The following is a 14845-nucleotide window of genomic DNA, read 5'->3' as shown; positions in this document are numbered from 1 at the left end:
CGCATTATGGCAGGACAATGCATTATTTTGATGGGCGTGTCGGGCACCGGGAAGACCACCGTGGGTCAGGCGCTGGCCCAGGCGCTTGAAGCCAAGTTTATCGACGGTGACGATCTTCATCCCCGGCAGAACATCGTCAAAATGGCCGCCAGCCAGCCGCTGGATGACAACGATCGCCAGCCGTGGCTGGAGCGCATTGGCGATGTGATTTTCAGCCTTGGGCAGAAGAACGAATCCGGCGTGCTGGTATGCTCGGCGCTGAAAAAGCGCTACCGCGACCAGCTGCGCGAGGGGAATCCCCATTTACGTTTCCTGTGGCTGACCGGCGACTACGACTGCATTTTGCAACGGATGCAGGCCCGTAAGGGCCACTTTATGCCGGAGGCCCTGCTGCGCAGCCAGTTTGCCGCGCTGGAAACCCCAGACGCCAGCGAAGGCGATATCGTCGCGGTGGATATCGCCCCCGATGTCGCGAGCATTGTGGCGCACTCCATCACATTACTTAACCCGCAACCCACGCAGGGAGTCCCGGCATGATTATCGATACCTTAAGCGCCGCCGCTAAAAACAGCTTTTATCCACCGGTTATTCGTAAAGCGCTGCAGGCGGTACTGCAGCAGGAGCCGCACGCTCTGCCACCGGGGAAATACACCATCGATGGCGATAATCTGTTTTTTACCGTTGTCGAAGGCAGCACGAAACCGCTGGCGGAACAGCGCCCGGAGTACCATCGTCAGTACATCGATATTCATATTGTGCTGCAAGGCGAGGAGATTATCGGGGCCGGTAATAAGGGCCTGGAGATTGTCCCGGACGGGCCGTTTAAGGATGCCCACGATATTGGCTTTTGTGATGGGATCAGCAGCGAAACGCTGATTCATCTGCACCCTGAAGAGCTGGCTGTCCTGTTTCCCGGTGAGCTGCATCGGCCAATGAGCGCCATGGATGCCGGCGCGCCGCTGCGCAAGATTATCGTCAAAATTGACCACGCGCTGCTTTAATCAGCCAGCCATCGGCCCCGCCGCCTTCCATGCGGGGCCACATAATTTGTCTCTTAGTTATCCAGTTCATCCATCGACTTAACCTGATCGCGATTGATCTGCTCGGTACGGCCGGTTTCCGCATTTTTGTAGGACACCATGCCGGTATCATCATCCACCTGCGGTTTGCCATCGGTCACAATGGTTTTGCCATCGGTAGTTTTCAGCGACTGATTGGATGAACACCCGGCGACGGTAAACAGTGCAGCGGCGGCGAAAACAGCAGCGGTGAGGGGTTTATTGTATTGCATCGTGTTTCTCTCCCGTTATTCAGTCAAATTAATCATTTCCTAACCACTTCAGGCTAGCTGACCAAACCGGGAGAGAACACCAGAACTCTCCGAAGTGGTGTTTTCACGCGGATGTCCTTGTTTTTGTTCAAAGCCGATCGCAGTGCAAAAAAAAGCGCCCCCGGTGTCGACCACCGGAGGCGCTTTTTACGAGCAGCTAAAATTACTTCTTAATCTGCGCGTGCATTTCCTGTACCGAGGTGACTTTCTCGATAGCGTTGGCGTTCAGCGCCATTGCCGTCGCGAAACCGCCGTTCAGGGTGGTGTCGTAATGAACTTTGTACTGCAGGGCGCTGCGGCGAATCAGCTTGGAGTCTTCAATCGCCTGACGACCTTCGGTGGTGTTGATGATGTAGGTGTATTCGCCATTCTTGATACGGTCCTGAATGTGCGGACGGCCTTCATGCACCTTGTTCACCAGACGCGGGTTGATACCGGCTTCACCCAGCACAATCGCGGTGCCGTGGGTAGCATCCAGTTCGAAACCGAACTTCAGCAGTTTCGCCGCCAGGTCAACCACACGCTCTTTGTCGCCTTCACGAACGGAGAGCAGCGCGCGCCCCTGTTTTTTCATGGTTGAGCTGCTGCCCAACTGCGCTTTGGCGAACGCTTCCGCAAAGGTACGCCCTACGCCCATCACTTCCCCGGTAGAGCGCATTTCTGGCCCTAACAGCGGGTCAACGCCCGGGAATTTGTTGAACGGCAGCACCACTTCTTTCACCGAGTAATACGGCGGGATAATCTCTTTGGTTACGCCTTGCTGTGCCAGAGTCTGACCAGCCATCACGCGCGCCGCCACTTTGGCCAGCGGGATACCGGTGGCTTTCGAGACGAACGGGACGGTACGTGCCGCACGCGGGTTGACTTCAATCAGGTAGACTTCGTTGTTCTTCACTGCGAACTGAACGTTCATCAGGCCGCGAACCTGCAGCTCGAAGGCCAGCTTCTGCACCTGCTCGCGCATCACATCCTGAATTTCCTGGCTCAGGGTGTAGGCTGGCAGAGAACATGCGGAGTCACCGGAGTGTACGCCAGCCTGTTCGATGTGCTCCATGATGCCGCCAATCAGCACCATTTCGCCGTCGCAGATCGCGTCCACGTCAACTTCTACCGCGTCATCAAGGAAGCGGTCCAGCAGCACCGGCGCATCGTTAGAAACGCTGACTGCGGTCTGGAAGTAGCGACGCAGGTCGGCTTCGTCGTAGACGATTTCCATTGCCCGGCCACCGAGGACGTAGGACGGACGTACCACCAGCGGGTAGCCAATCTCTTTTGCCTTCTCAACGGCCATCTCGATGGCGGTAACGGTGGCGTTAGCCGGCTGCTTCAGCTTCAGACGGTCAACCGCCTGCTGGAAGCGCTCGCGGTCTTCCGCACGGTCAATCGCATCCGGGCTGGTACCGATAACCGGTACGCCAGCAGCTTCCAGCGCACGCGCCAGTTTCAGCGGAGTCTGGCCGCCGTACTGCACGATGACGCCTTTCGGCTTCTCGATACGTACGATTTCCAGCACGTCTTCCAGGGTGACCGGCTCAAAGTACAGACGGTCAGAAGTGTCGTAGTCGGTCGACACAGTTTCCGGGTTACAGTTGACCATAATGGTCTCGTAACCGTCTTCACGCAGCGCCAGCGAGGCGTGTACGCAGCAGTAGTCGAATTCGATACCCTGACCGATACGGTTCGGGCCGCCGCCGAGGACCATGATTTTATCGCGGTCAACGGACGGGTTCGCTTCACACTCTTCGTCGTAGGTGGAGTACATGTAGGCGGTATCGGTCGCAAATTCCGCCGCACAGGTATCCACGCGCTTGTAGACCGGGTGCAGATTGTACTGGTCGCGCAGCTTGCGGATTTCGCCTTCACGCACGCCCGCCAGTTTTGCCAGACGCGCGTCGGCAAAGCCTTTGCGCTTAAGCTGGTGCAGGAAGTCAGCGGTCAGGCCGGTGATACCAAGCTCGGTCACTTTCTCTTCCAGACGTACCAGCTCTTCGATTTGCACCAGGAACCAACGGTCGATGTTGGTCAGGTTGAAGACGCCGTCCACGGACAGCCCGGCACGAAATGCATCGGCGATGTACCAGATACGCTCGGCGCCAGCGTCTTTCAGCTCGCGGCGGATTTTGGTCAGCGCTTCCGGGTCGTCGAGGCTCACTTTCGGGTCGAAACCGGTGGCGCCCACTTCGAGGCCGCGCAGCGCTTTCTGCAGAGATTCCTGCTGGGTGCGGCCAATCGCCATCACTTCACCCACGGATTTCATCTGCGTGGTCAGACGGTCGTTCGCGCCCACGAATTTTTCAAAGTTGAAGCGTGGAATTTTGGTAACGACGTAGTCGATGGACGGTTCGAACGATGCCGGGGTACGACCGCCGGTGATGTCGTTCATCAGCTCATCCAGGGTGTAACCGACCGCCAGTTTCGCCGCCACTTTGGCAATCGGGAAGCCGGTGGCTTTCGATGCCAGTGCGGAGGAGCGTGATACGCGCGGGTTCATTTCGATAACAATCAGGCGACCATCTTTCGGGTTCACCGAGAACTGAACGTTAGAGCCGCCGGTTTCCACGCCGATTTCACGCAGTACCGCCATCGAGGCGTTACGCATCACCTGATACTCTTTGTCGGTCAGGGTTTGCGCCGGCGCCACGGTGATGGAGTCACCGGTGTGAATCCCCATGGCGTCGAAGTTTTCGATGGAGCAGACGATGATGCAGTTGTCATTCTTATCGCGCACCACTTCCATTTCGTACTCTTTCCAGCCGATCAGCGATTCATCAATCAGCAGCTCGTTGGTCGGAGAGAGATCCAGACCGCGGGTACAAATTTCTTCAAACTCTTCGCGGTTGTAGGCAATGCCGCCGCCGGTACCGCCCATGGTGAAGCTCGGGCGAATGATGCACGGATAGCCCACATCGGCAGCAACGGCCAGCGCTTCTTCCATCGTGTGTGCAATACCAGAACGCGCGGTATCAAGCCCAATTTTCTTCATCGCCACATCGAAGCGACGGCGGTCTTCTGCTTTATCAATCGCATCGGCGGTGGCGCCAATCATGGTCACGCCGAATTCTTCCAGCACGCCCTGACGTTCCAGCTCCAGCGCACAGTTCAGCGCCGTCTGGCCGCCCATGGTCGGCAGAACCGCGTCCGGACGCTCTTTTTCAATGATTTTACGAACCACTTCCCAGTGAATCGGCTCAATGTAGGTCGCATCGGCCATTTCCGGGTCGGTCATGATGGTGGCCGGGTTAGAGTTCACCAGGATGACGCGGTAACCTTCTTCGCGCAGGGCTTTACAAGCCTGAGCGCCAGAGTAGTCAAATTCACAAGCCTGGCCGATAACGATCGGGCCAGCGCCAAGAATCAGGATGCTTTTTATGTCTGTACGTTTTGGCATGGCTTTTTTCTCCTGATTATTTCGCGGACTGGCGGTACTGCTCAATTAACTCGATAAAATGGTCGAACAACGGCGCGGCATCATGCGGGCCAGGGCTCGCTTCCGGGTGTCCCTGGAAGCTGAACGCCGGTTTGTCAGTGCGGTGGATGCCCTGCAGGGTACCATCGAACAGTGACTTGTGGGTCACGCGCAGGTTAGCCGGCATGGATGCTTCGTCGACCGCAAAACCGTGGTTCTGTGCGGTAATCATGACCACGTCATTATCGATATCTTTGACCGGGTGGTTGCCGCCGTGGTGGCCGAACTTCATCTTCACGGTCTTCGCTCCGCTTGCCAGCGCCAGCAGCTGATGACCGAGGCAGATGCCGAACACCGGAACGTCGGTCTCGAGGAATTTCTCAATCGCGTCGATAGCGTAATCGCACGGCGCCGGGTCACCAGGACCGTTGGACAGGAAGATCCCGTCCGGATTCATCTTCAGCACCTCTTCCGCAGAGGTTTGTGCCGGCACGACGGTCAGACGGCAGCCGCGGTCGACCAGCATGCGCAGAATGTTGCGTTTGGCACCGAAATCGTAGGCCACAACGTGGAACGGCAGTTCGCTTTCCGCTTTCGCTTCCGGCAGGTCGCCCGCCAGCGTCCAGCTTCCTTGCGTCCAGCTGTAGGTTTCTGAAGTGGTGACTTCTTTTGCCAGGTCCATGCCGTTCAGGCCCGGGAACGCTTTGGCTTTTTCCAGCGCCAGCTGTGCATCCAGGTTATCCCCTACGATGATGCAGCCGTTCTGTGCGCCCTTTTCGCGCAGCAAACGCGTCAGCTTACGGGTATCGATATCGGCAATCGCCACGATGTTATGGCGCTTCAGGTAGGAAGAGAGGTCTTCGGTATTGCGGAAGTTGCTGGCAATCAGCGGCAGGTCGCGAATAATCAGACCCTGAGCATGTACCTGAGAAGATTCTTCATCGGCGGCATTGGTGCCGACATTACCGATATGGGGATAAGTAAGAGTGACAATTTGGCGGGAATAGGAGGGATCAGTGAGGATTTCTTGATAACCGGTCATTGAAGTATTGAAAACGACTTCCCCAACCGCCGTGCCCGTTGCCCCGATGGCCCGACCGTGAAACTGGGTTCCGTCTTCCAGAACCAATAGCGCTGACTTAATCAAAACACCCTCCAGAGAATATTCACTCACTTTATTTGCATATTAATGCATATCGATAGCACGAATCAATGCAAATTTGCTTACCTATGGATTTCTGGCAAACGGCGGCATTCTGGAGAGATGTCGGGCAAAAGTCAACTTAAAGCCGATATTTTTAATCTATTTTTACGTCACTGGACACTTCGTAGTGCTTTAGCGGGCAAAAAGATCAACTAACTATGCTAAGAAAACGCTTGCGGACCAGGAAGATTGAAAAAATGCGGGTCTGAGTGTGAAAAAGTAGACCGGATGGTCAAAATTTACAATAACACAACAGAAAAAGAAGAGATAACGCAAAATTATAAAGACTTAATCAAAAATATTAATGAAACAACTAAAAATAAAAAGGGCAATAAAATATTGCCCTTTGCAATCAATTACATATTGAATGCAACAACCACATCACGATGGGTAATAAACCTTATAAACTGTTTAACTCCAGGACGTCTCGCATATCAAAAAGCCCGGTTTTCTTGCTTTTCAGCCACAATGCGGAACGAACGGCGCCATTGGCAAACGTCATCCGGCTGGAGGCTTTATGGCTGATTTCAATGCGCTCGCCGATATCGGCGAACATCGCCGTATGTTCCCCGACGATGTCACCCGCGCGCACGGTGGCAAAGCCGATGCTGCCCGGTACGCGCTCTCCGGTATAGCCTTCACGGCTGTAGACCGCACAATCCTTCAGATCCTTGTTCAGGGCACTGGCAATCGCCTCGCCCATCGCCAGCGCTGTGCCTGACGGCGCATCGACCTTGTGGCGGTGGTGAGCTTCGATAATTTCGATATCAGTATAGTCACCCATGACCTTCGCCGCTTTTTCCAACAGTTTCAGCATGACGTTAACGCCGACGCTGAAATTAGCCGCGAAAACAATGGCAATATCTTGCGCGGCATCGCGAATGGCTTGTTTTCCTGCGTCATCAAAACCCGTCGTACCAATCACCATCCCTTTCGCATGCTCGCGGCAAAACGCCAGGTGGTTTAAGGTGCCTTCCGGGCGAGTAAAATCGATCAGCACGTCAAAATCATCTTTGACTGCCGTCAGGCTGCTTTGCACCGTGACGCCCATGCGGCCTGCGCCTGCCAGTTCGCCCGCATCGCTGCCGAGCAGGGAGGAACCTTCACGCTCCAGCGCCGCGCCCAGCGCCACGCCGTCCATCTGCTGTACCGCTTGAATCAACTGGCGTCCCATCCGGCCGCCCGCGCCCGCGATGGCCACGCGGATTTGTGCATCATGCATAGCTATTCTCTTTTGTTAACTGCAAGTAAATAGTTTTCAGAGTAACCAGCCCAACGATGGGCCGCTACTCAAAAACACCGATAATTAGAAATTTATGACAAACCGCGATCGATATCAGTAAAAACTATAAGCAGGCAGGCAAAATTGCCAGACAGCGCTGGCAGGAAATACGGGGGTTTTATCGCGGAAATGGGCTGATGCGCTGCAACATTGTTGCTATTCCAGCGTGTAGTTAACGATTAACTGCCCTTTTTTCATTTTCACCTGCAGTATCGTCACCTTACCAAGTTCTGCCAGGCTGGCGACGTGCGTACCGCCACAGGGATAGCTCAGCATGTCGCCGAACCCGACCTTGCGCAGGCCATCGGCAAACGAGATCTGACGCGGTAAATTCTCTGCCTGCCAGGCTTCAACCTGCGCCAGCAGCGCGCTGGCTTCGGGCAGCGACGCCTGTGCTCCGGCATTGAAGGTGATCCGCCCTTCGCCAGGCCAGTGATGAGCCTTAATGGGCTGCCAGCCAAAGCGTTCACCGGCCTGACCAATCAGATGCCCCGCAGAATGCAGCCGGGCGTGCAGGTGCCTTTCGGCAGCATTCACCCGAATGGCGACCTCCCCCAGGGGCAGCGGCTGCGAAACAATATGCACAATGTCATCGCCGCGTGCGCTAACGCTCTCGACAAGAGTATCGCCGATCCAGCCGCGATCGGCCGGTTGTCCGCCGCCCTGCGGGTGAAACAGGGTCTGATCCAAGGTGATGGCGTAGCGGCCATCGGCTTCAGGCTGGCAGTTCACTACCTGTGCGCGCCCTTCGGTCGCATCGCTGGTGTAATAAAGACGTTCAGTCATGGTTGTCCTCCTCTCTGTCAGGACAGTATATTGATATTACGCATGACGATAATCCTGTCATCCATCAATGGACCTTTGCCTGATGAGCACAAATGAATCTTAGTTTACTGTCCGACCTTGCCCTGTTTGTGCAGATTGTCGACCACGGCAGCTTCTCCGCCGTCGCCCGGCTCAACGGGGTAACCCCATCGGCGATCAGCCGCAGCGTCACGCGGCTTGAACATGAGATGGGTTGCAAACTGCTGCAACGCAGTACGCGTAAATTACGCCTGAGCGATGCCGGGGAATCTGTCTATAGCCACGCACTGGACATGCTGGCGTCCGCCCGTCAGGCGATGGACTCCGCCAGCAGTACCCAGCAGGTAGCGCAGGGCAAGCTCACGCTCAGCGTGCCCAAAGCCGTCGGCCGTTTCGTGATCCATCCGCTGATGACCGAGTTTCTCGACCGCTATCCGGAAGTGGATGTCTGCCTGAGGCTCGAAGACCGCTATCTGGATTTGATTGATGATGGTATCGATCTGGCGCTGCGCATTACCCATACGCCTTCTCCAGGGCTGCATGGCAAGCCGTTAATGCCGGTGACGCACATTATCTGCGCCACTCCAGACTACTTACGCCAGTATGGTACGCCGCAGACGCCGGCCGACCTGCGCAACCACAGCTGTATTAGCCTCGGTGAAACGCCGGCCGACTCACGCTGGAAATTCCGTCTGGCGGGAAAAACGGACACCATTCAGACTCACGGACGCTACGCCGCCAACCACACTGCGGTACGTCTTGACGCGGTGAAGCAACATCTGGGGATCGGCAGCCTGCCGTTGTTTACCGCCCGCGAAGCGCTGGAGCGCGGGGAGATCGTGCAGGTTCTGGCAGAATGGGAGTTTATTAGCAGCTATAGCGGCCAGCTGTGGCTGCTGTGGTCGGGCAATAAGCATATGCCCGCCAGAATGCGGGCCATGATCGATTACCTGAGCGAGAAGATTTACCGTCGCTAGCGCCGCTACGGTGCCAGAGACAGAACCTCCGCAGCCCAGCGCTGGAAACCGGCGACATCAAGATCCAGGGCCACCTGTGCGTTCGCAGGCTGGCCCAGGCGCCCTTCGATGTCGACGACGGTGGTGCCGGCGGTCCAGGTTCCTTGCGTTTCTACCGCCACAAAACACGGCTTGAGCGTAAACAGTTCCGGTCGAACCAGCCACGCAATCGCGCACAGGTCATGCATGCGCAGGCCGCTACTCATGCTGCCGCTGCGATAGTGGCTGAATAACGCATGGAGCATTTTACCGGTCTTGTTCAATGCAGGCAGCGTCGCCAGATAATCGGGCGCTAACAATGCCTGGTTCGTTACGTCCAGGCCGCACATGACGATCTCCAGACCGCTGCGGAACACCTGGGCTGCCGCCTCCGGGTCAATGGCAATATTAAACTCTGCGTTGGGCGTGAAGTTACCGCGCCCGGCCGACCCGCCCATGATCACCAATCGGCGAATATTAAAGCGGCATTCCGGGTACTGCGTCAGCAGCAGCGCAATATTGGTCAACGGGCCAATCGCCACCAGAGTGATCGGCTCAGGAGCATGCATCAGCGCATCGCGAATCGCCTGGAAGGCCGGTTTCGGCAGCGGCTGGCAATCGTGTTCGACAAAATCATACCCTTCCATGCCGGATTCACCGTGCACCGAGGCAGCATCGCGTAGCGGACGTACCAACGGCATTGACGCTCCCTGAGCAAGCGGCACATCAGCCCCCCAGAAATGCAGCAGCTGCAGCGCGTTGCGGGTCGTTTTTTCCACCGACACGTTGCCTGCGACGGTGGTCATCAATTGCAGATCCAGCTCGGGGGCAAACAACGCCGCGGCTATTGCCGCCGCATCGTCGATGCCGGGATCGGTATCAAGAATGATCGGTAAGCGCATTGTTTCTCCAAAAAAAATGCCAGACATTAAGTCTGGCATCTTCTCACAACAGAGGACGAAAGAACTTATTCTACTTCACGGACGTCAACCCGCAGCTCTTTCGGCACTTCGAAAACAATGTTCTCTTCACGGCCTTCCAGCGGCACCGCTTCACCGCCGCCCAGCTCCTGGAGGCGCGAAATGACGTTCTGTACCAGAATATCCGGTGCTGATGCGCCCGCGGTCACGCCCACGCAGGTGGCTGTTTTGACCCACGCTTCCTGAATATCAGTCGCGTCGTCAATCAGATAGGCGGCTTTCCCCATCCGCTGAGCCAGCTCCGCGAGGCGGTTCGAGTTAGAAGAGTTTTTCGACCCCACCACCAGCACCACATCCGCCTGCTCAGCCAGCGCGCGGACCGCTTCCTGACGGTTGGTGGTGGCGTAGCAGATATCATCTTTACGCGGCCCGACGATTTTCGGGAAGCGTTCACGCAGGGCATCAATGACCTCAGAGGTATCATCGACCGAAAGCGTGGTCTGGGTCATAAACGACAGTTTGGCGTCATTTTTCACGTCCAGCGTCCAGACATCATCCGGTGACTCTACCAGGTACATTCCCCCTTGCGGGTTGCTGTACTGGCCCATCGTCCCTTCGACTTCCGGGTGGCCGGCATGACCAATCAGGATCGACTCTTCACCACGACGGCTGGCACGGGCGACTTCCATATGCACTTTGGTCACCAGCGGGCAGGTCGCGTCAAAGACCGTCAGGTCGCGGCTTTTGGCTTCGTTGCGTACCGCCTGAGACACGCCATGTGCGGAGAAAATCAGGATCGCGCCGTCGGGCACTTCGCTGATCTGCTCGATAAAAATAGCGCCGCGCTGCCGCAGGCTATCGACCACATAGCGGTTATGCACCACTTCATGACGCACATAAATCGGCGCGCCATAGAGGGTCAGCGCGTTTTCGACAATGCTGATAGCGCGGTCAACGCCGGCGCAAAAGCCGCGCGGGTTAGCCAACAGGATCTGCATTTTACTCCTCCAGCGCCGGATCGATTTCCAGCACTTCAATATCAAAATGGACGGTACGCCCGGCCAGCGGGTGGTTGAAATCAACGGTGATTGAATCGCCGTTCACTTCACGGATCACGCCAGGCATTTCGCTGCCATCCATTGCGGTAAAGAGCATAATTGCGCCGATTTCCGGCTCGCCCGCGTCGATAAATTCACGACGTGAGAAGTACTGGATAAGATCCGGGCTTGGCACGCCAAATGCGGCATCCGGCTCCAGGGAAAAGGTGGTTTTATCCCCCGCTTTCAGCCCCAGAAGATGCTGCTCCAGGCCTTCAGAAAGGGACCCGTCGCCGAGACGAAACAGCGCCGGTTTACCGTTATTACGCGTAGACTCCGCGGTGGAACCATCATCCAGTTTCAGCGTGAAGTGCACCAGCACCGCGCTGTTGCTCTGTACAGAGTTAGACATGCAGGTTTGCTCTAAGTTTTTATTTGTATTCACCCCGCCACACCGAATGGCGCGCTGGCAGGGCAAATTTATCATGAAGGCCGGGCCAGCACGAACGCGACCCGGCAAGGATCATCAGGCAGCTTTTTTGGCAGAGCCAGGTAAAAAACCTTCCAGCACAATCAGCGCCGCGCCGATGCAAATCGCGGTATCGGCCAGATTGAACGTGGCGAAGTGCCAGTCCCCGACATAGAAATCGATCATATCGACGACAAAGCCGTGCCACAGTCTGTCGAACAAATTCCCCAGCGCACCACCAATAATCAGCGCGTAGGCAATATTGTTCAGCTTTTGTGTGGCCTTCGAGCGGTACATCAATACCGCCAGAATCACGCAGATACCGATGGCGATGCCGGCGAAGAACCAGCGCTGCCAGCCCCCGCTATCGGCCAGGAAGCTAAAGGCCGCACCATAGTTACGCGCATAATGCAGATTAAGCGATGGAAACAGCGATACCGTATCCCCCAGAGCGAAGTTCTGGAGGATCAGGAATTTGCTGCCCAGATCGATAATCAGCACGGCTACGACGACCCAAAGCCAGCGTAGCCCCGTTGAACAGACAGATTTACTCATCAGGCAAACTTACGTTGTTCGCCGTCACCGGCGACGTTGCTGACACAGCGACCGCAGATTTCTGCGTGTTCCGCTACCTTGCCGATATCACTGGTGTAATGCCAGCAACGCGGGCATTTTTCGCCCTCGGCTTTGCTCAACACGACTTTCAGTCCTTTCAGCAGTTCACTCTGCCAGGCATCCGCCGGAGCCTGGGCATCTTCGACAACTTTCGCCCCTGAGGTCAACAGGACAAATCGTAATTCCTCGCCCAGCGCGTTCAGCTTCGCCGCCAGTTCGGCGTCGGCATACAGCGTTACCGCTGCTTCCAGAGAACCACCTACCAGCTTGTCAGCACGCGCCTGTTCGATAACCTTGTTAACTTCGCCACGCACCTGCAGCAGCTCGTCCCAGAAGCTATCGTTCATCACTTCATTGTCGGCCAGGCCAAACAGACCTTCATACCATTCACCAGTGAAGACGTATTTCTCACGGGAACCCGGCAGGTAACCCCAGATTTCGTCGGCGGTGAAGGACATGATCGGTGCCATCCAGCGAACCAGCGCTTCCACGATATGGAACAGCGCGGTCTGGCAGCTGCGGCGCGCCACGCTGTCCGCTTTCGCGGTGTACTGGCGGTCTTTGATGATGTCGAGATAGAACGAGCCCATTTCGATAGAGCAGAAGCGCATCAGGCGCTGCACCACTTCATGGAAATCGTAAGATTCATAGGCTTTCAGGATGTCTTCCTGTGCCGCTTGCGCGCAACCAACCGCCCAGCGATCGAGCACCACCATCTCTTCCGGTTTCACCATGTCTTTTACCGGATCGAAACCGTTAAGGTTCGCCAGCAGGAAGCGCGCGGTGTTGCGGATACGACGATAGCTGTCGGCAGCGCGTTTGAGGATCTCATCGGAGACCGCCATCTCGCCGGTGTAGTCGGTGGAAGCCACCCACAGGCGCAGAATGTCAGCACCCAGTTTGTTCATCACATCCTGCGGCGAAACGGTATTGCCGATGGACTTGGACATTTTACGGCCCTGACCATCAACGGTGAAGCCGTGGGTCAGCACCTGACGGTAAGGCGCTTTGCCTTTCATCGCCGTGGAGATCATCAGCGAGGACATGAACCAGCCACGATGCTGGTCAGAACCTTCCAGATACATATCGGCGGCATGACCGGAGAACTCCGGACGCACGTCAACGACGGAGGAGTGGGTAGACCCGGAGTCGAACCACACGTCCAGGGTATCCGGCACTTTCTCGTAGCTATCAGCGTCGGCGCCAAGGATGTCGCGCGCGTCGAGATCCCACCAGGCCTGAATGCCGTCGGTTTCTACGCGTTTAGCGACTTCTTCCATCAGCTCCAGCGTACGCGGGTGCAGCTCCTGAGTCTCTTTGTGTACAAACAGGGACATCGGTACGCCCCAGGTACGCTGACGAGAGATACACCAGTCAGGGCGGTTAGCGACCATTGATTCAATACGCGCCTGGCCCCAGTCCGGGATCCACTGCACGCCTTTGATCTCTTTCAGCGACTGCGCACGCAGGCCTTTCTGATCCATGCTGACGAACCACTGCGGTGTCGCACGGAAGATGATCGGCGACTTGTGGCGCCAGCAGCATGGATAGCTGTGCTGCATTTTTTCAACGTGCAGCAGCGCACCGCTTTCACGCAGCATCTCAACGATGATGTCGTTAGCTTTAAAGACGTTAATGCCGTCCAGCGCCGGGTAAGTTCCCGCCAGGTACGCGCCATCCGGTCCTACCGGGTTGGCGATTTCCAGGCCGTACTTCTGGCTGATGGTGTAGTCATCCGGACCGTGACCGCCGGCGGTATGCACCGCACCGGTACCCGCATCCAGAGTCACGTGATCGCCGAGGATTGCCGGCACGTCAAAGCCGAGGAACGGATGCTTAAAGCGCATCAGTTCGAGTTGATCGCCCTGCACTGCCGCCAGAATGGTGTAATCCGCGATACCCGCGCGTTTCATGACGCTTTCAACCAGGTCTTTCGCCACAATCAGCGCCTGACCGTCAACCTGCACCAGCGCATAGTCGAATTCCGCAGACAGGGAGATAGCGCGGTTTGCTGGCAGAGTCCACGGGGTTGTAGTCCAGATAACCAGGGAAACCGGACCGTTGACGTCGGCCACGCCGAATTTCGCCAGCACCGCCGCTTTGTCTACCGCGTTGAAAGCCACATCGATAGACGGAGAGGTTTTGTCGTAGTATTCCACTTCGGCTTCCGCCAGCGCGGAACGGCAGTCCACGCACCAGTGCACCGGCTTCGCGCCTTTGTGCAGGTGACCGTTGCCGATGATTTTACCCAGCGCACGGATGATGTTGGCTTCAGTTTTGAAGTCCATGGTCAGGTACGGACGCGACCAGTCACCCAGTACACCCAGGCGGATAAAATCTTTACGCTGTCCGTCAACCTGCGTCGCCGCGTATTCACGGCACTTGGCGCGGAATTCCGCGGCGGTGAATTTCTCACCCGGCTTGCCGTATTCCTGCTCGACTTTCAGCTCGATCGGCAGACCGTGGCAGTCCCAACCCGGAACGTAAGGGGAATCATAGCCCGTCAGCCCTTTGGACTTAACGATAATGTCTTTGAGAATCTTGTTAACCGAGTGACCAATATGAATGCTGCCATTCGCATATGGAGGGCCATCATGCAGAATGAAGGTTTTTTTGCCTTTTTTCGCTGCACGGATGATGCCGTACAGGTCATCATCAGTCCAACGCGCCAGCATTCCCGGTTCGCGCTTGGCGAGATCGCCACGCATCGGGAACCCTGTTTCCGGCAAATTCAGGGTCGATTTATAGTCACTCATCAGATTCTCGGTTCCGTATTTCGGTTT

General features: G+C 56.4%; 13 protein-coding genes. 3 read left to right on the top strand and 10 right to left on the bottom strand.

What is annotated here, in order from left to right; genetic code table 11:
- The first annotated feature begins 6 nt into the window (after positions 1–6).
- Both ACMYSO_RS17600 and ACMYSO_RS17595 read left to right on the top strand, forming a co-directional pair.
- Complete coding sequence (locus ACMYSO_RS17600; RefSeq protein ID WP_434666368.1) at positions 7–537, top strand: gluconokinase; 531 nt, start codon at positions 7–9, stop codon at positions 535–537.
- Entirely contained in the window at positions 534–1001 is a 468-nt protein-coding gene (locus ACMYSO_RS17595) for a YhcH/YjgK/YiaL family protein (protein WP_434666365.1), read from the top strand. Before ACMYSO_RS17600 ends, ACMYSO_RS17595 begins: the two co-directional genes overlap by 4 nt.
- Positions 1002–1054: 53 nt before the next feature.
- Here the strand turns inward: ACMYSO_RS17595 and ACMYSO_RS17590 are convergent, their stop codons facing one another.
- From ACMYSO_RS17590 to ACMYSO_RS17570, 5 genes are all read right to left on the bottom strand, one after another.
- A complete protein-coding gene (locus tag ACMYSO_RS17590; protein WP_434586404.1) occupies positions 1055–1291 on the bottom strand; it encodes a YgdI/YgdR family lipoprotein in 237 nt (78 codons plus the stop codon).
- 202 nt (positions 1292–1493) lie between these two features.
- Positions 1494–4718 carry a carbamoyl-phosphate synthase large subunit gene (carB, locus tag ACMYSO_RS17585; protein ID WP_174509114.1) on the bottom strand — a complete coding sequence of 1075 codons (3225 nt, stop codon included), beginning with the start codon at positions 4716–4718 and terminating at the stop codon, positions 1494–1496.
- 16 nt (positions 4719–4734) lie between these two features.
- A complete protein-coding gene (gene carA / locus ACMYSO_RS17580; RefSeq protein WP_123757557.1) occupies positions 4735–5883 on the bottom strand; it encodes a glutamine-hydrolyzing carbamoyl-phosphate synthase small subunit in 1149 nt (382 codons plus the stop codon).
- 457 nt (positions 5884–6340) lie between these two features.
- A complete protein-coding gene (gene dapB, locus ACMYSO_RS17575) occupies positions 6341–7162 on the bottom strand; it encodes a 4-hydroxy-tetrahydrodipicolinate reductase (protein ID WP_434666362.1) in 822 nt (273 codons plus the stop codon).
- Positions 7163–7378: 216 nt separating this feature from the next.
- Positions 7379–8008: an alanyl-tRNA editing protein gene (locus ACMYSO_RS17570; RefSeq protein ID WP_434666361.1), complete on the bottom strand. Its 630-nt coding sequence runs from the start codon at positions 8006–8008 to the stop codon at positions 7379–7381.
- Positions 8009–8100: 92 nt separating this feature from the next.
- Here ACMYSO_RS17570 and ACMYSO_RS17565 point away from each other — a divergent pair, with 92 nt between their 5' ends.
- Positions 8101–9003 (top strand): LysR family transcriptional regulator, encoded by a 903-nt coding sequence (locus ACMYSO_RS17565; RefSeq protein ID WP_434666359.1) that lies wholly within the window; start codon positions 8101–8103, stop codon positions 9001–9003.
- Between the two features lie 5 nt (positions 9004–9008).
- On the opposite strand, the gene rihC is transcribed toward ACMYSO_RS17565, so the two are convergent.
- The 5 genes from rihC to ileS form a co-directional block, all read right to left on the bottom strand.
- Positions 9009–9923: a ribonucleoside hydrolase RihC gene (rihC, locus tag ACMYSO_RS17560; protein WP_174509100.1), complete on the bottom strand. Its 915-nt coding sequence runs from the start codon at positions 9921–9923 to the stop codon at positions 9009–9011.
- Between the two features lie 65 nt (positions 9924–9988).
- Positions 9989–10939 (bottom strand): 4-hydroxy-3-methylbut-2-enyl diphosphate reductase, encoded by a 951-nt coding sequence (gene ispH, locus ACMYSO_RS17555; protein WP_434666357.1) that lies wholly within the window; start codon positions 10937–10939, stop codon positions 9989–9991.
- Between the two features lies 1 nt (position 10940).
- Positions 10941–11390: an FKBP-type peptidyl-prolyl cis-trans isomerase gene (gene fkpB / locus ACMYSO_RS17550; protein WP_123757570.1), complete on the bottom strand. Its 450-nt coding sequence runs from the start codon at positions 11388–11390 to the stop codon at positions 10941–10943.
- Positions 11391–11504: 114 nt separating this feature from the next.
- A complete protein-coding gene (gene lspA / locus ACMYSO_RS17545; protein WP_434666354.1) occupies positions 11505–12002 on the bottom strand; it encodes a signal peptidase II in 498 nt (165 codons plus the stop codon).
- Positions 12002–14818: an isoleucine--tRNA ligase gene (gene ileS / locus ACMYSO_RS17540; RefSeq protein WP_434666352.1), complete on the bottom strand. Its 2817-nt coding sequence runs from the start codon at positions 14816–14818 to the stop codon at positions 12002–12004. The genes lspA and ileS overlap by 1 nt, the downstream gene beginning before the upstream one ends.
- Positions 14819–14845 lie beyond the last annotated feature (27 nt).

The organism is Klebsiella sp. B345, from assembly GCF_051131735.1.
In the GTDB taxonomy this organism is placed as follows: Bacteria; Pseudomonadota; Gammaproteobacteria; order Enterobacterales; family Enterobacteriaceae; genus Klebsiella.
The sequence above is the reverse complement of the archived record's forward strand: the minus strand, read 5'-3'. Positions and strand labels throughout refer to the sequence as shown.